This window comes from Mesorhizobium sp. M2C.T.Ca.TU.002.02.1.1 (assembly GCF_003997225.1).
Map to the genome: position 1 here is coordinate 1 of NZ_RZTO01000027.1, position 17,317 is coordinate 17,317.

Below are 17,317 nucleotides of genomic sequence, written 5' to 3' on the forward strand. Positions count from 1 at the left end.
GCCTTGGTGCGCGCCCAGTGCTCGTTGAAATAGTCGTCGAAACGATCGCCGCCTTCCGTCGCCTTGATGAAGGCGAAGGAGATGCCGCTGGCTCTCGCCGTGGGCCAATCGACCGAGGTCTGGTATTTGGAAACATCCGTGCCGTGGATGGCGTAGGTCCACGGCGCGCCGCTGTCCCACTCATGCGGCTTGGAGTCCTCGAATTTGGGCGCGTGCACGGCAACAGGCTGCGCGGAGGGCGACAACGGCGAAAGGTCGTCGACGGTCGAGCAGGCGCAGAGCAGCGTCAGCATCAGGATGGCCGCAAGACGGCGCATGACATTCCCCGAGCCGGGTTCAGCCGGCCGCTGATGGGTCTTTGCAGATGGCCGTTGCTTGCGCAGGCCCCTCCGGACGGTCGCCCCACAGGACTGCCCCAACTGCTGTTGTCTGTCCATGTCGTTGTCCCAAAACCGCTGCGCACTTTTGGGCGACATGAAGCAGTAGATCGCCGAACATGGTTGAGAATCCATTGACGGCGTTCGACAACGCCGATGATTTTGCGGAAGCAATGGCGGCAAATCAATGACATAAATCGAGCCGGCGAATCCAAAAGGCGGGGAAAGATGCGGGCTGTCGTGAAGTTCATCAAATGGCTGCTTGGCCTTGCGGTCCCGGCGGCCGCGGCGCTCTTCGCCTGGCTCTATTTCGCCCCGCCCGAGCTGATCCGCGTCGGCTCCGGCTATTCGGCCAAGATCGTCTGCTCGAACGTCTTCATCGCCGGCCGCGACCCGAGCCAGGTGCTGGCGGTCGACGTGCAAGCGCCTGGCCATCCACTGCTCAGGCTGATGAAGGTGTCGGTCGACAGAGAAAGGGGGATGGTTTCGGCTGGGCTGCTCTGGGTTTTCGGCAAGAGCGTTGCCGTAGAACGCTTCGGGGTCGGTTGCGCATCGGTTCCCGACGGCGACACCGGCAAGGCGCGGCAGACCTCGCTGCGTGCGGTGCCGCCCGCCGCGGCGCAGCCTGATGCGCTCTGGCCCGAGGGCGAGCGGGTGGATGTTTCGCAGAACCCCGAAGTCGCAAAAATCGTCGACGATGCCGCCATGGCCGGCATCGGCATGCGCGCCGTCGTGGTGGTGAAGAACGGTCGCGTCGTCGCGGAGCGCTATGGCGAAGGCTTTTCGGCCAAGACGCCGCTGCTCGGCTGGTCGATGACCAAGACGGTGAATGCCGCGATCATCGGCACGCTGGTCAAGGACGGCAAGCTGGCGATCGACAACAAGGGCCTGTTCGCGCCGTGGAAGGCCGACGGCCGCGCCGCCATCAGCCTTGCCGACATGATGGCGATGTCAAGCGGGCTGGCGTTCAACGAGGATTATGGCGATGTCGCCGATGTGACGCGCATGCTCTATCTCGAGCCGGACATGGCGGGCTTCGCCGAGGCCCAACCGCTGACCGGCGAGGTGGGAAAAGTATTTTCCTATTCGAGCGGCACGGCGGTGATGCTGTCGCGGCTGTGGCAGGACGCGATCGGCGACAAGGCGAAGGCGCTGGCATGGCCGCGCACGGCGCTGTTCGAGCCGCTCGGCATGAAGAGCGCCGTGCTCGAAACCGACGAGCAGGGCACTTTCGTCGGCTCGTCCTATCTCTACGCCACGGCGCACGACTGGGCGCGCTTCGGCCAGTTCCTGCTGCAGGGTGGCATCTGGAACGGAAACCAGATCCTGCCGGCCGGCTTCGTCGACTGGATGCGCGAGCCGGCGCCGGCCTCGAAGGTCTATGGCAAGGGCCAGCTCTGGATCGAAGGCCCGGGCGATGAGGAAAAGCCTGGCGCGGGTGCTGCCGCCGGCCTGCCCAAGGACACATACTGGATGGAGGGCCATGACGGCCAGACGGTGGCGATCATCCCCTCGGAGCAGCTGGTGGTGGTGCGGCTTGGGCTGACGCCGGCCAAGTTCGGCTATCGCCCACAAACAATGGTGGGCGCGCTGGTGAAGGCGCTGCACTAGAGCGATGTGATCGACCGTCGCCGCAAGCGTGCTTATGCGGCGGTCGGCAAAGGTTTGGCGCGATCCACACGCGCTCGCTCGTCAGGCGAGTTCATGACTTGCCAAAGATCGCTGCGGCGCTGGACGTTCAGCCAGAAATCCGGGCTGTTGCCGAACACCCGCGCCAAGATGAGTGCGGTCGCCGCGGTAACGTTGCGGCGATCGTTGCACAATTCGTTCACATGCTTGCGCGGGACGCCCATTGCCTCGGCCAGAGCGGCTTGCGTCAAGCCGAGCGGGTGCATGAACTCTTCCGTGAGGATTTCGCCAACCGTTGCTGGCTTGCGTGCGGTCATCAACATGTCTTACCTCACCTATAGCTGTGGTCGTCCAGATAGATGTCCGATGCCTCACCCCGGTCGCCATCCCAGCGGAAAACCAACCGCCATTGCTTATTGACGCGTATGGAATGAAAACCTTCGAGATTGCCTCGCAATTTTTCGAGGTGATTGCTCGGCGCTACGCGCAAATCTTGATCGGTAGCAGCGTCGTCGATCATCTGAAGCTTGCGAAACAAGCGGCTTTCGAGATCGGATGGAATGTTGCGGGAGTGGGTATCATCCACGAAGAAGGCCCGCAGCCATCCATCTCTAAATCCAACGATCATCACATATTTCCAGGCAGGGTTAGTGTACCACTCCTTGGGTCATCTCGCAATTGTTCAGTTGATTGCGTTCGCACCAGCCACAGGCGCGTCAAATTGCAAATTCAGTAGGCGATCTTGATCACGGCTAACCACGCATAGCCGCGATAAAGCGTTCTGAAACGGAAGGTTGCGCCGGTGCGCTGCGATTCCGATTCAAGCACGTCGCGCAGCGAGGCGCGCGGCGCGACGTGAAATTTCCGCAGCCAGCCGCGCAAGAGCGCGCGGAACCAGCGCGGCAGTCCCTCCTGCTGGCCGAAATCGACGACGTGCAGCGAACCGCCGGGGGCGAGCGCGGCAAGGGCGGCCGATACGGTCTTTTCCCAGCCGGGGATCATCGACAGCGAATAGGAGACGAAGACGCGGTCGAAGCGCTCGATGCCGAAGAGAGCCTTGGCGTCGAAATCGGTGGCGTCTCCGCGCGCCAGGCTGACCTTGCCGGATAGACCCTCGCGGGCGATGGCCGCGTTTGCCGTCTCCAGCATCTCGGCCGAGATATCCAAACCGAAGAAGCGGGCCTCCGGATAGCGGCGGGCGGCAAGCGCTATGTTGCGGCCGGTGCCGCAGCCAAGCTCCAGGACGGTGCCGCCCTGCGGCACGTCCAGTCCGTCGATCAGACGGTCACGGCCGAGCAGGTAGTATTTGCGGGTGAGGTCATAGATATGGCGCTGCCAGCGATAGACGCCGTCCATCAGTTCGGCATGGCTGGCCGGCAGCTCCGTCGTGCTCATGCGGGGCGCTTCACATAGAGGTGGAAGCCGCCATAGATCGCCGCGCGGTCTTTTGCCGAGAATTCGCGCGAGGCGTCGGCCTCGTAGGTCCATTGGTCGAGCAGCGAGCTGGAGACGCGGCCAGGCAGCAGGGTGGGCTCCGCCGCTGTGCGGAAGATGACACGGGCGCCAACCGAAGCGGTGCGGGTGATCTCGGTCCACAGCGCGTTGAGCAGGTCGTCGGTCATCCAGTCCTGCGCGTCGAGCAGGACGAAGCGGTCGACGCTGCCCGCCTCCTTGGCCGCCAGGAACTTGATCAGGTTGGCATGGTGGATGGCGACGCGATCGATGTTGTCGCGGATCGTCTTGTAGTTGCGCTGTTCCAGATAGGCCGGCAGCGCAGCCTCGCCAGGTTGTGGATAGCGGCGGGCGAAGGCCTGCCAGGCGAAGTAATTGTTCTTCAGCGGGAAGTCGCAGGCGAGCTTTTCCAGCCGTGCCTTGAGCACGCTCGCCATCGAGCCGTCGCCGGAGGTGATCAGCGAATCGTACTGCGCCGGCGGGATGCCGAGGCCAAACAGCGAAGCCTTGCGCGAGGTCGCCCAACGCAGCAGCTTCTTGTCGAAGATGGGCGCCAGTTCCTCGTTGAAGAAGCGACGCTGCTCGCCGATGTTCTGCGCCTTCATGATGCCGGCCGGGTCGACGCCGAACAGCTTGCCGGTGCGATGGCCCATGGCGATGAAGAGGCCGAGCAGGCCGGTCTGGTAGAAGTTGCGGTCGAAGACCGAGATGCGGCGGCGGCCGCGCCAATTGCGGCGCTCCCAGTAATGGCGGCTCACCGGATCGAGATGCGGTGCGATGAAGCGGTCATAGGCGTCCGAATTGTGGCTGGTGCCGGCGGCGCCGAAGAAGCGGAACAGGTCGCCTTGCGATGGCAGGTGTCGCACCGCTTCCAGCTTCATGCGGTTCAGCGCGATATGCGCGGCGTTGAGATCGACGGCGTCGACCCGGGCCGGCGAGCGGGTCAGGTAGGCCAGGATGTTGCAGCCGCCCGAGGCGATCGTGACGACCCGGTGACCGACGCCAAGCTGCATGGCCTCCATGTCGACATCGGGGTCTTCCCAGATCTGCGGATAGACGAGGCCGGAGAACAGGAAGGCGAAGAGCCGCTCGGAAATGCCGTCCTTCGACAACGCCCGGTTCTGGTAGACCGCCTTTCCGACTTCCTTGCCTCGACGATAAACGAGTTCTCCGGATACGTCCGACATGGAAAGGTGATTCCCCGTTTGCGTTGGCGCAAGCGGGTAGCGCAGCGTCATGACAGGCAGGTGACAACCTGTTGACGGGAGACTGTCACGAATTCTTACACTTTCCCGAATGCTCCAGGCGTCGGCGTGGTGACGATGACGGCCTCGCCGGCGTCGAGCGTGGTCTGGTCGCAGGCCTTCAGGACGTCGACCGAGCCGTCATTGCGCCGGACCTTGGTCGAGCCGGCCTCGCCGTCGCCGCCGCCTTCGAGGCCTTGAGGAGGCCGATTGCGGTGCGAGGACAGGATCGCGCATTCCATCTCTTCAAGGAAGCGGATGGTGCGCCTGGTACCGTCGCCGGCATTCCACTTGCCTTTGCCACCGGAACCCTCGCGGATGTGGAAGTCTTCCAGCACGACGGGGAAGCGCAGCTCCAGCACCTCCGGGTCGGTGAGGCGCGAATTGGTCATGTGGGTGTGCACGCCGGAGGTGCCGGCGAAGCCGCGGCCCGAATTCATCCGGCCGGCCGGCGAGCCGGAGCAGATCGTCTCGTAATACTGGTATTTCCTGTTGCCGAAGGTGAGGTTGTTCATCGTGCCTTGCGCGTTGGCGATCGCGCCCATCGCGCCGAACAGCGCGTTGGTGACATGCTGCGAGGTCTCGACATTGCCGGCGACGACGGCGGCGGGGTAGGCGGGCTTCAGCATCGAGCCGTCTGGGATGACGATGTTGATCGGCCTCAGGCACCCGGCATTCATCGGGATCATGTCCTCGACCATGACGCGGAAGGCATAGAGCACGGCGGCGCGCGCCACCGGCTCCGGCGCGTTGAAATTGTTCTTCATGACGGGCGACGTGCCGGTGAAATCGACGGTCGCCTCGCGCTTTTGCCGGTCGACGGTGATCTTGACCCTGATCACCTGGCCGGTGTCGGTGGGGTATTCGTAAGCCGCGCTGTCGGGAAGCCGCTCTATCACGCGGCGCACGCTCTCGGCGGCATTATCCTGGACATGGCCCATATAGGCTTCGACGACATCGAGGCCGAAATGCGCGACCATCTTGCGCAATTCCGCAACGCCCTTTTCGTTGGCGGCGATCTGTGCCTTCAGGTCGGCGATGTTCTGGACGGGATTGCGCGCGGGGTAGGGGTGGTCGGTCAGCAGCGTCTCCAGCTCCTTCTCGCGGAAGCGGCCGCGATCGACGATGCGGAAATTGTCGAACAGCACGCCTTCCTCGTCGACCGTCGTGGCCAAAGGCGTCATTGAGCCGGGCGCGGTGCCGCCGACATCGGCGTGATGGCCGCGCGAGGCCGCCCAGAACAGGATCTCCTCGCGCGCATCGTCGAAGACAGGCGTCACCACGGTGATATCGGGCAGATGCGTGCCGCCGTTGTAAGGCGCGTTGAGCGCAAACACGTCGCCCGGGTGGATATCGCCGGAATTCAGGCGGATGATGGTTTCGACGGAACGGTCCATTGAGCCCAGATGCACCGGCATGTGCGGCGCGTTGGCGACCAGCGCGCCATGGCGGTCGAACACGGCGCAGGAGAAGTCGAGCCGTTCCTTGATGTTGACCGAATAGGCGGTGTTCTGCAGTGTCACGCCCATCTGCTCGGCAATCGACATGAAGAGGTTGTTGAAGACCTCCAACATCACCGGATCGGCCTCGGTGCCGAGCGCCGCGACGCGCACCTTCCGTTCCATCCGGCGGATCACGACGTGGTCGAGATTGGTGATCTCGGCGCGCCAGCCCGGCTCGACGACGATGGTCTGGTTCGGCTCGATGATCAGCGCGGGTCCCGCTACCGTGTTGGACGGCCGCAGGTTTTCACGGCGATAGACGCCGGCTTCGCGCCAGCGGCCCTCGGTGTAGATGCGCCGGCTTTCCGAAGGCTTGACCTCGACCCCCGCCGATCGGGCAGGGGCAGACGCTTCGGCCTTGTCCTGTCGAGCGGTCTCCATGCCTTCGACGGCGACGGTCTCGACGACGATCGGCTTGTCGTCGTAGACGAAACCGAACTGCGCCTTGTGCGCGGCCTCGAAATCGCTCCTCGCGCGGAAGGTCGAGCCATGCTCGAAATTCACCGGCAGCGCCGTATCGGTGCCGTCATAGCGAATATGCAGGACAGGTCTCGTTGAAACCGCGTCCTCGGCAATGCCTTGCTCGCCAAGCTCGGCGACAACGTCGGTGCGCAAGGCAGCGATGAGTGTCTCGATCGCCGCGCGGGATTCTTCGGCAAGCGGCTCCAGCAGCGCCTGCTGGCGTGAGGCGAAGACCGACGAAAGGCCGATGCCGTAAGCCGAAAGCAGCCCCGAAAAGGGATGGATGAGCACGGCCTCCATGCCGAGCGCGTCGGCGACGAGGCAGGCGTGCTGGCCGCCGGCGCCGCCGAAGCAGTTCAGGAGATATTCCGTGACATCATAGCCGCGCTGCACCGAGATCTTCTTGATGGCGTTGGCCATGTTCTCGACAGCGATGGTGACAAAGCCTTCGGCCACCGCCTCGGGCGTTCGGCCGTCGCCGATCTCGGCGGCAAGCGCTGCAAATTTTTCGCGCACCGTGCCGATGTCGAGTGGCTGGTCCTGGCCCGCGCCGAAGATCGCCGGGAAGAAATCGGGCTGCAATTTGCCGAGCATGACATTGGCGTCGGTGACGGCGAGCGGACCACCGCGCCGGTAAGCGGCGGGGCCTGGATTGGCGCCGGCGGAATCCGGGCCGACGCGGAAACGGCCCGCTTCATAATGCAGGATCGAGCCACCGCCGGCGGCGACGGTGTGGATGCGCATCATCGGCGCGCGGATGCGCACGCCGGCGACCTCGGTGTCGAAGGCGCGTTCGTATTCCCCATCATAGTGGGCAACGTCGGTCGAGGTGCCGCCCATGTCGAAACCGATGACCTTCTCGAAGCCTGCGAGCTTCGCCGTCTCGACCATGCCGACGACTCCGCCTGCCGGCCCCGAAAGCAGCGCGTCCTTGCCCTGGAACATGTCGGCGGCGGTCAGTCCGCCAGACGACATCATGAACATCAGGCGCGGGCCGGGGCCCAGCTCTCTCGCCACCCGCTGCACGTAACGCGACAGGATAGGCGACAGATAAGCGTCGACCACGGTGGTGTCGCCGCGGCCGACCAGCTTGATGAGCGGCGAGACCTCGTGGGAGACCGAGATCTGGCTGAAGCCGATTTTGCGGCAGACTTTCGCGACGGCCTTTTCGTGGTCCGGATATTTCCAGGCATGCATGAAGACGATCGCGACCGCGTCGATGCCGTCCGCCCTGGCCTGTTCGATCGCCGGGCGGCAGGCCGCGATGTCGAGCAGGCGCTCGACGCAGCCGTCGGCGCGCACGCGCTCGTCGATCTCGACGACGCGCTCGTAGAGCTGCTCCGGTAGGATGATCTCCTTGGCGAAGATGTCCGGCCTCGCCTGATAGGCGATGCGCAAGGCGTCGCGAAAACCCTTGGTGATGAGCAGAAGCACGCGGTCGCCCTTGCGCTCGAGCAACGCATTGGTGGCAACGGTCGTGCCCATTTTGACGTCGCCGATCGCGGCGGCGGAAATGGCGGCGCCCGCTTTCAAGCCCAGCAGGTCACGGATGCCCTGGATAGCGGCGTCCGCATAGGCCTCGGGATTCTCGGAAAGAAGTTTTCGAGGGTGCAGGTGTCCCTGCGGATCACGGCCGATGATGTCGGTGAAAGTGCCGCCGCGGTCGATCCAGAAGTCCCATTTCTTTGTTTTCGCGGCTGCCGGCATTCTGCTTATCCATCATGTCTTCGAGCGTATGTTCTGTTAGTTCGGGATTTCCGCGCCAGCAATCGCAAGTTGATGTTACACATAGAAATGCAACGTTACGAAACCGGCAGCCAGCTTATGCATTTCCCCTGCGACCGCTCACCGAAATGTGAGCGTCTGTTGAAGGAGAGATACCATGAAGAAGATCATTCTGGCGTCTGTGTCGGCGCTCGCCCTGCTGGGGGTCGCGGCTTGTAGCGACAGTGGCAAGGGCACCGACACCACCACCACCCAGAGTACCAATCCGCCGGCCAACGAGCAGCCCATGAAGCCGGCTTCGCCCGACGCTTCGAAGCCCGCTGAACCGGCTCCGGCAACAAATCCGGCTCCTGCCGCGCCTGCGCAGTAAGGGCCGGCCAACGGTTCCGAGAAGGCCGGCATTGCCGGCCTTCTTTTTGCGCCATCGATCCCGTACATCGCGATTACCCTGCGGCATCGTCCCGGCTTGATAGAACCGCCCGGTTCGCACTATGAAGCCGACATGTCGATTTGGGACCGCCTTGGCGACTTCATCGCTCGTGTTTCGTCGTCGGCGTCCTCGGGAGTCGCGGATGTCGTCGAAGCCGTGCGCACCGTGTTTTCCGGCGATCCGGACCTGCGCCGGCGCGTGGCTTTCTCGGTGGCGATGATCGCGCTTTCGGCCAAGATGGCCAAGGCCGACGGCATCGTGACGCAGGACGAGGTGCGCGCCTTCCAGGAAATCTTCGAGGTGCCGCCGAGCGAGACACGCAATGTGGCGCGGCTTTACGATATCGCCAAGCAGGACGTCGCCGGCTTCGAGACCTATGCCCAGCGCATGGCGCAGCTCTGCGGTTCCGGCCATGCCAACTGCATGATGCTGGAAGACATACTCGACGGGCTGTTCCATATCGCCAAGGCGGACGGGCTCATCCATGAGCGGGAAGGGCAGTTCCTGCACCGGATCGCCGAGATCTTTCGGATCGACGAGGTGCATTACGAGGCGATCCTGTCCAGGCACGTCAATCTCGGCGCCGCCGATCCTTACGTCGTTCTGGGCATCGAACGCGGCAAGCCGTTCGAGGAGATCAGAAAACGCTATCGCAAGCTGGTCTCCGACAATCATCCGGATAGGTTGATCGCGCGCGGCCTGCCGCAGGAATTCATCAAGATCGCCACGACCAGGGTCGCGGCGATCAATGCCGCCTATGAGATGATCGAGCGGGGCCTCAGGCACGCATGAGCGGCTTTTCGCCCGACCAGCCAGGCGCCGAGGTCCGGGTGTCGCCGAATTTCGGTCCGCGCCGCGAGACGCTTCGGCCCGATATGATCGTGTTGCATTATACCGGCATGGCAAGCGGCGCCGGCGCCGAGGCGTGGCTGTGCGATCCGGCAAGCGAAGTATCCTCGCACTATCTTGTTCATGAAGACGGCCGCATCGTGCAGATGGTGCGCGAGAGCGACCGCGCTTGGCATGCCGGCAAGAGCTCCTGGCTCGGCCGTACCGACATCAACTCCTGTTCGGTCGGCATCGAGATCGTCAATCCTGGGCATTCGCTGGGCTATAAGGCTTTCCCGAGGCGACAGATCGGCGCCGTGATCGAGTTGTGCGCGGGTATCGTGGGCCGTTATTCGATCCCCGCGGCAAGGGTGCTCGCGCACTCGGATGTGGCCCCGGGCCGCAAGGTCGATCCCGGCGAGAAATTTCCCTGGAAGGCGCTGTTCACGGCCGGTGTCGGCCACCTCGTGCCGGCCGCGGCGATAAAGCCCGGCGCCGCGCTGAAGGCCGGCGACACCGGCTCCGATGTCGAGACACTGCAGTCGATGCTGGCGCTCTACGGCTATGGCGTCGAGATATCCTGTGTCTACGACCGGCAGACGGAGATCGTGGTGGCGGCCTTCCAGCGGCATTTCCGGCGGCGCCTGGTTGACGGTGTGGCGGACAAATCGACAATCCGCACGCTGGAAAGGCTCCTGGCTTCCGCAAAGGCGACCGACGCGAAATAGCCTCACCAGGTGCCTTAAATTACAATCTGTCATTTAAAGTGAATTGCGCCGCCTTCATTGCCGCCAATTCCGCCTCCAAACGCCTTTCCCGCAAGTTGTCGGGCGTCTATCCCCCCAAGATGCCCGACGTTGAGTTGACCTAACTGCGCGAAGTTCTTCGCGCGGCTCTAACAGAACAGGACTACATGCAAAGATTGACCGTTGTAGCGGCAGCCGTTGCTGCCGGAGTGATGACTCTTGCCTTCAATCCAGCGAACAGTGCCCCTCTGAGCTTGCGGGCTGACAATGGCATTGCCGCGGCCCCCGCGGCACCGAAGGCAAGCCCGACCGCCAAGAGCTCAAAGATCAAAAGAACCGCCCCGACCAAGGTAGAGAAGGTCGCTGTCGCGAAAGCGGCGAAAAGAACGGCAAGGCGCAATTCGAAGCGCAACAGGCAGACCATCGACATGACCGCGACAGCTTCCATCCATCCTGAGAAGCCGGCTTTGTCGGCCTCGGCGACGGGCGGCGGCCAGTATTCGGCGATCATTGCCCGGTATGCCGGGAGCTATGGTGTGCCGGTGTCGCTGGCGAGGGCCGTCATCAAGATCGAAAGCAACTACAGGCCGAACATGGTCGGCAGCGCCGGCGAGATCGGCCTGATGCAGATCAAGCCCGCCACGGCGCGCATGATGGGCTACACCGGTTCGGCCAAGGGGCTGTTCGATCCCGACACCAACATCAAATACGGCATGAAATATCTCGCCATGGCGCAAGGTCTCGGCGGCGGCACCACCTGCGGCACGATCCTGAAATACAATGCCGGTCACGGCGCCAGACGGATGAATCCGGTTTCGGCCGCCTATTGCAGCAAGGTGAAGGTGCAGATGGCGGCGTTGGGTTCGCCGGCCTGAGTCCGTCCGCCGAAGTGGATTTGGGCGATGCGTGCCTGTTTCATGCATGTCGTTGTCCCAAACCGCTTCGTTTCGGGCGCTCCCCCGCTTTTTTCGTTTGCGTTTTCAAGTGGGAATCCCTTTATACGCGCTTGCCAGCTGGCCGGGCGGCCGCGCCCGCGAGAGCCGAAAGGCTGCGGGTGAGGAAAGTCCGGGCTCCATGGAGACACGGTGCCGGCTAACGGCCGGCGGGGGCGACCCCAGGGAAAGTGCCACAGAAAGCAAACCGCCGCGGCATTGCCGCGGCAAGGGTGAAAGGGTGGGGTAAGAGCCCACCGCGCGACTGGCAACAGGAGCGGCAGGGCAAACCCCACCGGGAGCAAAACCGAATAGGGGCGGTGCGAGGGGAAACCCTCGAGGGCTGTTTCCGGCCCACCGTCCGGGTAGGTTGCGTGAGGCGCATGGCAACATGCGCCCAAGATGAATGGCCGCCACGTTCTCGCCGCGAGGCGAGGGCCATACAGAACCCGGCTTACAGGCCAGCTGGCAATTTTCTCGTAGCGATAGCTGAACGGGATCAGGAGGTTACGCCAGAAGGCGTGCCTTTTGATTCAATGTCTTGATTCAACGTCGGGGCGTAATCGCCCTGAACGCAATGAACTGTTCCTTGAAGCTGGTACGATTAAATCGTACCTTGAGGGAAGAACAGAACAGGAGTGCATCATGGGCCATGTCGACAAACGCAGCATCACGCTTTCGCCGGAACTGGCGGCGGCCGTCGACGATGTCGTCGCCGCCGGAGAGTATGCTTCCGCGAGCGAAGTGATCCGAGATGCGCTCAGGCAATGGAAGGATCGCCGCGACCTGCTCGGCTACACCGTCGAGGAGTTGCGCAAGCTGGTGCAGGAGGGCATCGACAGCGGACCGGGACGGTTTGCATCGATGGACGAAATCAAGGCTGAAGCGCGCCGGCGCTTTCGGTCTGGCGGAGCGGTATGACACTTGCTGCCTATCGTTCGAACCTCGCATGCCGAAGAGGATTTGATCGCGATATGGCAGTATGTTGCGCGTGACAGCGAAGCTGCAGCGGACCGGCTGCTCGATCGCATCGAAAACCGCTGGCAGCAACTCGCTATTTACCCTTCATCTGGTCCTTTACGGGATGACATTGCTCCGGGCCTCCGCCATCTCGTCGTTGGCGAGTATCTCACCTTTTACCGCGTCGGCGACGATGCGATCGAAATCCTCCGCGTGCTGCATGGCCGGCGCAAAATCGTGGCTGACGATCTGATTTAGCGGTCGGACTAGCTGGTGACCTTGTCCAGCGACGACTCGATCGCCTGCCAGAGTTCCTCGACCGGCTCGCAGCCGATCGCCAGGCGCACGAAGCCCGGAGGCACGGCATCGCCGCGCTTCGAGCGCCGCTCGGCCGATGTGTGCACGCCGCCAAAGGACGTTGCGGCTTCGATAAGCGGACAACCGTCGATGAACGCCTCAGCCTGTTCTTCGGAGGCGAGCTCGAAGGAAATCAGGAAGCCGAAGCGCTCCATCTGGGCGCGCGCCAGATTGTGCGAGGCGTCGCCCTCGAGCCCGGGGAAGCGCAGGCCGCTGACGGCGCGGTGACCCTTCAGCCGCCGCGCGATGGTTTCAGCCGACGAGCACATGCGGTCGAAGCGCACTTCCAGCGTCTCGATGCCGCGATGCACGAGCCATGCCTCGAACGGACCGGGGATGCCGCCAGCCGTCTCGCGCCAATCCTTCACCCTGGCGACAATGTCGGCATCGCGGCTGGCGACATGACCGAAGAGAACGTCGGAGTGGCCATTGATCGCCTTGGTGTCGGCCGAGACCACGATGTCCGCGCCAAGATCGAGCGGGCGCTGGCCGAAAGGCGTCATCGTCGTGTTGTCGACGATCAGGACACCTCCTTGCGCATGGACGGCCTTGGCGACGGCGATTATGTCGCAGATGTCCAGCCGCGGGTTCGACGGGCTCTCGACGAAGACAGCCCGGTAGCCGGCGAAACCGCCGTCGAGCATGCTTGCCGTCGGCCGCACGTCATAGCCAACGCCGAGCGGTTTCAGGAAACGTTCGGCCAGCGCGCGGGTCGTGTGATAGCCGTCCGACGGCAAGAGGACGCGGTCGCCCGATTTGACGAGCGCGAAGAAAGCCGCGGAAATCGCCGCCATTCCCGACGGGAAGGCAACGCATTGCGCATCTTCCAGATGGCCAAGCGCATGCTCGACGGCATGCCAGGTCGGGTTGCTGAAGCGGCCATATTGATCGAAGCCGGTCGCGTCGCCGGGCGCATGGAAGATCGAGGCCATGGTCAGCGGCAAGGGGATGGGATCGCCCTTGGCGAAACCGGCGCTGCGCAGATGGGCAAGTGTCGCGGCGCGTGACTTCGCGGTGTCGGGCATCAACTCGATCCTTGGCTAGGGCAGAAAACTTCAACCGACGCTATGCGCGCCGGCCGTCCGCAGCAAGCTGCGTCTTTTTGGGCCAGAGGGCTCTAAACGCTTCGTTAGGCTTAATAGAGCATAAAAACGAGACGCGCGTTCAGCCTGCGCTTTCTGGTTGTGGCGCGCGTGTTTGTGATGCCTGTTCCCGTTGACGCCCATAGCACCCCATGTTATCCCATTCGCATCATCAAGCTTTCGTTCCGCGTCAGGGTGAAGCGTACGCCAATCGGGCAGCCGCGGCGGCTGCGCGTTTGCCGGTTTTCGCCCCGGTGAACGAAGCGATTTGTCGCGAGCGCCAGGGCGCGGAGAACAACATGGGAAGGGGTACGGCGGCGGAAGCGGCTGTAGCGTTCATTGGACCGGTTTCTGTCAAATGCGGTGAACAGGATCGATGCGAAGGGGCGGGTGTCCGTTCCGGCGCATTTCCGCGCCGTGGTGCAGAAACGCGGCTATTCGGAACTCTATGCGCTGCGCTGCCTGGACCTGCCGGCCATGGATGTCGGCGGCCTCGATTTGCTCGACCGCTACGAGCAGCGGATCGCGCTGGAGGATCCATTCCTGCAGACGGCGGACGACATGTCGTTCTTCTGCCATGGCGACGGCACGTTTCTGAAACTGGACCAGGACGGCCGCATCACCATGACCGATTTCATCCGCGAGCATACGGGCATCTCGAGCGAGGTGGCCTTTGTCGGCCGCGGCAATTTCTTTCAGGTTTGGGAGCCGGGACGGCTTGCCGCCTATGGGGCGCAAGCGCGGGCCAGGCTTTTGCAGCTTCGGCAGGGGACGAAGCCCGGGGAGCGATCGGAATGATGGCTGGCCACGGCGATGACCCTCACGCCGTTGGCGGACTGGCCCGTCACATTCCGGTCCTCCTTGCCGAGGTGCTCGACGCGCTTGCGCCGAAGGCCGGCGATACCATCATCGATGGGACATTCGGGGCCGGCGGCTACACCGGCGCCATCCTCGATCGCGGCGCTTCTGTCGTCGCCATCGACCGCGACCCGGACGCGATCACGGCGGGCAGGGCGCTCGAAGAACGGGCCGGCGGCCGGCTGAGGCTGGTCCAGGCGCCGTTCTCGACACTGGACGAGCATGTCGAAAGCGCCGACGGCGTCGTGCTCGACATCGGCGTCTCGTCCATGCAGCTCGACCAGGCCGAGCGCGGTTTTTCCTTTCGCGCCGACGGGCCGCTCGATATGCGCATGGCGCAGGCGGGTCTCTCAGCGGCCGACGTCGTCAATACCTTCAAGGCGGGCGATCTTGCCCGCATCTTCGGCTTTCTCGGCGAGGAACGCCATGCCGGACGCATCGCGCGCATGATCGAGAGCCGGCGCGAGAAGAAGCCTTTCGAGCGCACGCTCGATCTCGCCGATGCCATCCAAACGCATATCGGACGGGGGCCGAAGGACAAGATCCATCCGGCCACGCGCGTCTTCCAGGCGCTGCGCATCTTCGTCAATGACGAGCTTGGCGAGCTGGCAAGAGCGCTGCTCGCCGCCGAGCGTGTGCTGAAGCCCGGCGGTCGGCTTGCGGTGGTGACGTTCCATTCCCTGGAAGATCGCATCGTCAAGCGCTTCATCGCCGACCGTTCCGAAGCCGCAAGCGGCTCTCGCCACATGCCCGATACGCCCCAGCACGTCGCGACCTTCCGCAAGGCCGGCGGCGGCGTGACGCCCGGAGAAGCCGAGCTGGACGCCAATCCGCGGGCGCGCTCGGCCAGGCTGCGCGCGGCGATCCGCACCGATGCGCCGGCGCGCGCCGGCGATTTTTCGATTTTCGGCCTTCCAAAGCTTCCCGCCGCCGAGCGGCCGGGGGAGAGGTGAGCACGTGTTTCGTACCAGCGACATAGTCCTGATCGCCGTCATGGTCTCGGCCGCGGCCCTGACCTACAAGACGAAGCGGGAAGCCGAAGAGCAATTGGCGGCGGTGCAGAAGATCCAGGCGCAGATCCATTACGAGGAAGAAACGATCGATCTCCTCAAGGCGGACTGGAGCCTGCTCACCCAGCCGTCGCGGCTGCAGAAGCTTGCCGACGTCTATAAGAGCCAGCTCGGACTCGAGCCGGTCAACGCGCACCAGATCGGCAGCCTCGACGACATTCCCGTGAAACCCGTGACCATCGAGGACCTCTCCTCGCAGCGGCTTGGCGGCATGGCCGACAATTCGGGCAAGGAGCCAACGGACGGCAAGGATCCAGTGGTCACCGGGAGCACCGTTCAATGATCAGCGGGCTTCCAAGGATCGGTGACCTGCTGAAGCGCCGAAAGAAGCAGGCAGAGGACGGCTCGATCGTCGTCGATGCGGCCCGCAAGGCGACGGGCGGCAAGGCAAGGACGCGCATCGTCATGACCATGGCGGTGTTCTTCACCATCTATTCGACCATTGCCGGCAGGCTCGTCTATCTCGGGCTGCAGAATCCGGATCTTTCGGGCGGCCCGGAGAGCCGGGTCACGGCGTCGCGTCCGGATATCGTCGACCGCAACGGCGAAGTGCTGGCGACCGACATCAAGACGGCGTCGCTATTCGCCGAGCCGCGCCGCATCGTCGACGCCGACGAAGCGATCGAGAAATTGTCGACCGTGTTGCCCGAGATCGACTACGAGCAGACCTACCGCAAGCTCAAGAGCGGCGCCGGCTTCGTCTGGCTGCAGCGCCAGCTGACTCCGAAGCAGCAGTCCGACATCCTGGCGCTGGGCATCCCGGGCCTCGGATTCCGCACCGAGAAGCGGCGCTTCTATCCGAGCGGCGAGACCTCGTCCTATATCGTCGGTCTGACCAACATCGACAACCAGGGCATCTCCGGCATGGAGAAGTATATCGACGAGCAGGGGCTGAGCGACCTGCAGGCGTCGGGCCTTGCGGTGGCCAGGGACCTGAAGCCGGTCAAGCTTTCGATCGATCTGCGCGTCCAGCATGTGGTGCGCGACGAGATCGCCGCCGGCCTGGAGCGTTATCGCGCCATGGGCGCGGGCGCCGTCGTGCTGAACATCAAGACGGGCGAAGTGATGGCGATGGCCTCGGTGCCGGACTTCGATCCGAACAACCCTTACAATGCGCAGGAAAAGGACCGGCTGAACCGCATGTCCGCGGGTCTCTACGAGATGGGCTCGACCTTCAAGAGCTTCACCTCGGCCATGGCGCTCGATTCCGGCAAGGCGACGATGAACAGCCGCTTCGACGCGTCGCATCCGATCCGGGTCGGCCACCAGGCCATCCACGATTTCCACGGCAAGAACCGCGTGCTGTCGCTGCCGGAAGTGTTCCTCTATTCATCCAATATCGGGTCGGCCAGGGAGGCCGAGCTGGTCGGCATCGAGGGGCACCGCGAATTCCTGCACCGCCTTGGCATTCTGGACAGGATGCAGACCGAGCTGCCCGAGGTCGCCCGTCCGACCGAACCCAAGGTCTGGAAACAGGTCAACTCGTTCACCATCGCCTTCGGCCATGGCGTGTCGACGACGCCGCTGCAGGCCGCCGTCGGCTGCGCGGCGCTGATGCAGGGCTATCTGATCGAGCCGACCTTCCTGGTCCGCAGCGAGGAGGAGGCGATGGCGGTGGCCAAGAGAGTGGTCAGCGACAAGACGGTCGAAGGCATGCGCTACC

The 17,317-nt window shown here is 63.7% G+C and carries 18 protein-coding genes and 1 other RNA gene; 12 read left to right on the top strand and 7 right to left on the bottom strand.

Annotated features, from left to right (window positions below; genetic code table 11):
* The coding region (locus tag EOD07_RS02775; RefSeq protein ID WP_281059033.1) for a GH25 family lysozyme at window positions 1-317 on the bottom strand (317 nt) is incomplete at its 3' end.
* A 288-nt stretch (window positions 318-605) separates the two neighbouring features.
* On the opposite strand from EOD07_RS02775, the gene EOD07_RS02780 reads away from it, so the two are divergent.
* The gene (locus EOD07_RS02780) at window positions 606-1,988 is read left to right on the top strand and encodes a serine hydrolase (RefSeq protein ID WP_127233867.1); all 1,383 of its coding nucleotides are present in this window, start codon (window positions 606-608) and stop codon (window positions 1,986-1,988) included.
* Window positions 1,989-2,020: 32 nt separating this feature from the next.
* Here EOD07_RS02780 and EOD07_RS02785 read toward each other — a convergent pair whose 3' ends face one another.
* The 5 genes from EOD07_RS02785 to EOD07_RS02805 all read right to left on the bottom strand — a co-directional run bounded on the left by EOD07_RS02785 (window position 2,021) and on the right by EOD07_RS02805 (window position 8,373).
* On the bottom strand, window positions 2,021-2,329 hold the full coding sequence (locus tag EOD07_RS02785; RefSeq protein ID WP_073985458.1) for a HigA family addiction module antitoxin: 309 nt from the start codon (window positions 2,327-2,329) through the stop codon (window positions 2,021-2,023).
* 8 nt (window positions 2,330-2,337) lie between these two features.
* Window positions 2,338-2,634 (bottom strand): type II toxin-antitoxin system RelE/ParE family toxin, encoded by a 297-nt coding sequence (locus tag EOD07_RS02790; protein WP_127233868.1) that lies wholly within the window; start codon window positions 2,632-2,634, stop codon window positions 2,338-2,340.
* Window positions 2,635-2,735: 101 nt separating this feature from the next.
* Complete coding sequence (locus tag EOD07_RS02795) at window positions 2,736-3,401, bottom strand: class I SAM-dependent methyltransferase (protein WP_127233869.1); 666 nt, start codon at window positions 3,399-3,401, stop codon at window positions 2,736-2,738.
* Entirely contained in the window at window positions 3,398-4,696 is a 1,299-nt protein-coding gene (locus tag EOD07_RS02800; RefSeq protein WP_127233870.1) for a DUF3419 family protein, read from the bottom strand. Before EOD07_RS02800 ends, EOD07_RS02795 begins: the two co-directional genes overlap by 4 nt.
* Before the next feature lie 44 nt (window positions 4,697-4,740).
* Window positions 4,741-8,373: a hydantoinase B/oxoprolinase family protein gene (locus EOD07_RS02805; protein ID WP_127233871.1), complete on the bottom strand. Its 3,633-nt coding sequence runs from the start codon at window positions 8,371-8,373 to the stop codon at window positions 4,741-4,743.
* 175 nt (window positions 8,374-8,548) lie between these two features.
* Here EOD07_RS02805 and EOD07_RS02810 point away from each other — a divergent pair, with 175 nt between their 5' ends.
* The 7 genes from EOD07_RS02810 (at window position 8,549) to EOD07_RS02840 (ending at window position 12,545) form a co-directional block, all read left to right on the top strand.
* A complete protein-coding gene (locus EOD07_RS02810) occupies window positions 8,549-8,761 on the top strand; it encodes a hypothetical protein (protein ID WP_040982287.1) in 213 nt (70 codons plus the stop codon).
* Window positions 8,762-8,893: 132 nt separating this feature from the next.
* Complete coding sequence (locus tag EOD07_RS02815; RefSeq protein ID WP_127233872.1) at window positions 8,894-9,613, top strand: DnaJ family molecular chaperone; 720 nt, start codon at window positions 8,894-8,896, stop codon at window positions 9,611-9,613.
* Entirely contained in the window at window positions 9,610-10,377 is a 768-nt protein-coding gene (locus EOD07_RS02820; protein ID WP_127233873.1) for an N-acetylmuramoyl-L-alanine amidase, read from the top strand. Before EOD07_RS02815 ends, EOD07_RS02820 begins: the two co-directional genes overlap by 4 nt.
* Before the next feature lie 185 nt (window positions 10,378-10,562).
* Entirely contained in the window at window positions 10,563-11,270 is a 708-nt protein-coding gene (locus EOD07_RS02825; protein WP_127233874.1) for a transglycosylase SLT domain-containing protein, read from the top strand.
* Window positions 11,271-11,404: 134 nt separating this feature from the next.
* An RNA gene (rnpB, locus tag EOD07_RS02830) (RNase P RNA component class A) lies at window positions 11,405-11,800 on the top strand.
* Between the two features lie 172 nt (window positions 11,801-11,972).
* Window positions 11,973-12,248, top strand: a complete 276-nt coding sequence (locus EOD07_RS02835; RefSeq protein ID WP_127233875.1) for a type II toxin-antitoxin system ParD family antitoxin — start codon at window positions 11,973-11,975, stop codon at window positions 12,246-12,248.
* 3 nt (window positions 12,249-12,251) lie between these two features.
* Entirely contained in the window at window positions 12,252-12,545 is a 294-nt protein-coding gene (locus EOD07_RS02840; protein WP_127233876.1) for a type II toxin-antitoxin system RelE/ParE family toxin, read from the top strand.
* Between the two features lie 8 nt (window positions 12,546-12,553).
* On the opposite strand, the gene EOD07_RS02845 is transcribed toward EOD07_RS02840, so the two are convergent.
* Complete coding sequence (locus EOD07_RS02845) at window positions 12,554-13,669, bottom strand: cystathionine gamma-lyase (protein WP_127233877.1); 1,116 nt, start codon at window positions 13,667-13,669, stop codon at window positions 12,554-12,556.
* A 396-nt stretch (window positions 13,670-14,065) separates the two neighbouring features.
* Here EOD07_RS02845 and mraZ point away from each other — a divergent pair, with 396 nt between their 5' ends.
* The 4 genes from mraZ to EOD07_RS02865 form a co-directional block, all read left to right on the top strand.
* Window positions 14,066-14,524 carry a division/cell wall cluster transcriptional repressor MraZ gene (gene mraZ / locus EOD07_RS02850; protein WP_073985468.1) on the top strand — a complete coding sequence of 153 codons (459 nt, stop codon included), beginning with the start codon at window positions 14,066-14,068 and terminating at the stop codon, window positions 14,522-14,524.
* Window positions 14,521-15,537 carry a 16S rRNA (cytosine(1402)-N(4))-methyltransferase RsmH gene (gene rsmH / locus EOD07_RS02855; protein WP_127233878.1) on the top strand — a complete coding sequence of 339 codons (1,017 nt, stop codon included), beginning with the start codon at window positions 14,521-14,523 and terminating at the stop codon, window positions 15,535-15,537. Before mraZ ends, rsmH begins: the two co-directional genes overlap by 4 nt.
* 4 nt (window positions 15,538-15,541) lie before the next feature.
* Window positions 15,542-15,937 (top strand): hypothetical protein, encoded by a 396-nt coding sequence (locus EOD07_RS02860; RefSeq protein WP_071031717.1) that lies wholly within the window; start codon window positions 15,542-15,544, stop codon window positions 15,935-15,937.
* A partial coding sequence (locus EOD07_RS02865) for a penicillin-binding protein 2 (protein ID WP_164772041.1) occupies window positions 15,934-17,317 on the top strand: 1,384 nt, incomplete at its 3' end. The genes EOD07_RS02860 and EOD07_RS02865, both read left to right, overlap by 4 nt.

Bases quoted from the DNA above. Each gene is read 5' to 3' on its own strand.
- EOD07_RS02790 (WP_127233868.1), bottom strand. From the start codon at position 2,634: ATGATCGTTGGATTTAGAGATGGATGGCTGCGGGCCTTCTTCGTGGAT.
- EOD07_RS02795 (WP_127233869.1), bottom strand. From the start codon at position 3,401: ATGAGCACGACGGAGCTGCCGGCCAGCCATGCCGAACTGATGGACGGC.
- EOD07_RS02825 (WP_127233874.1), top strand. From the start codon at position 10,563: ATGCAAAGATTGACCGTTGTAGCGGCAGCCGTTGCTGCCGGAGTGATG.
- EOD07_RS02835 (WP_127233875.1), top strand. From the start codon at position 11,973: ATGGGCCATGTCGACAAACGCAGCATCACGCTTTCGCCGGAACTGGCG.
- EOD07_RS02845 (WP_127233877.1), bottom strand. From the start codon at position 13,669: ATGCCCGACACCGCGAAGTCACGCGCCGCGACACTTGCCCATCTGCGC.
- rsmH (WP_127233878.1), top strand. From the start codon at position 14,521: ATGATGGCTGGCCACGGCGATGACCCTCACGCCGTTGGCGGACTGGCC.
- EOD07_RS02810 (WP_040982287.1), top strand. From the start codon at position 8,549: ATGAAGAAGATCATTCTGGCGTCTGTGTCGGCGCTCGCCCTGCTGGGG.
- EOD07_RS02815 (WP_127233872.1), top strand. From the start codon at position 8,894: ATGTCGATTTGGGACCGCCTTGGCGACTTCATCGCTCGTGTTTCGTCG.
- EOD07_RS02820 (WP_127233873.1), top strand. From the start codon at position 9,610: ATGAGCGGCTTTTCGCCCGACCAGCCAGGCGCCGAGGTCCGGGTGTCG.
- EOD07_RS02800 (WP_127233870.1), bottom strand. From the start codon at position 4,696: ATGACGCTGCGCTACCCGCTTGCGCCAACGCAAACGGGGAATCACCTT.
- EOD07_RS02780 (WP_127233867.1), top strand. From the start codon at position 606: ATGCGGGCTGTCGTGAAGTTCATCAAATGGCTGCTTGGCCTTGCGGTC.
- EOD07_RS02785 (WP_073985458.1), bottom strand. From the start codon at position 2,329: ATGTTGATGACCGCACGCAAGCCAGCAACGGTTGGCGAAATCCTCACG.
- EOD07_RS02805 (WP_127233871.1), bottom strand. From the start codon at position 8,373: ATGCCGGCAGCCGCGAAAACAAAGAAATGGGACTTCTGGATCGACCGC.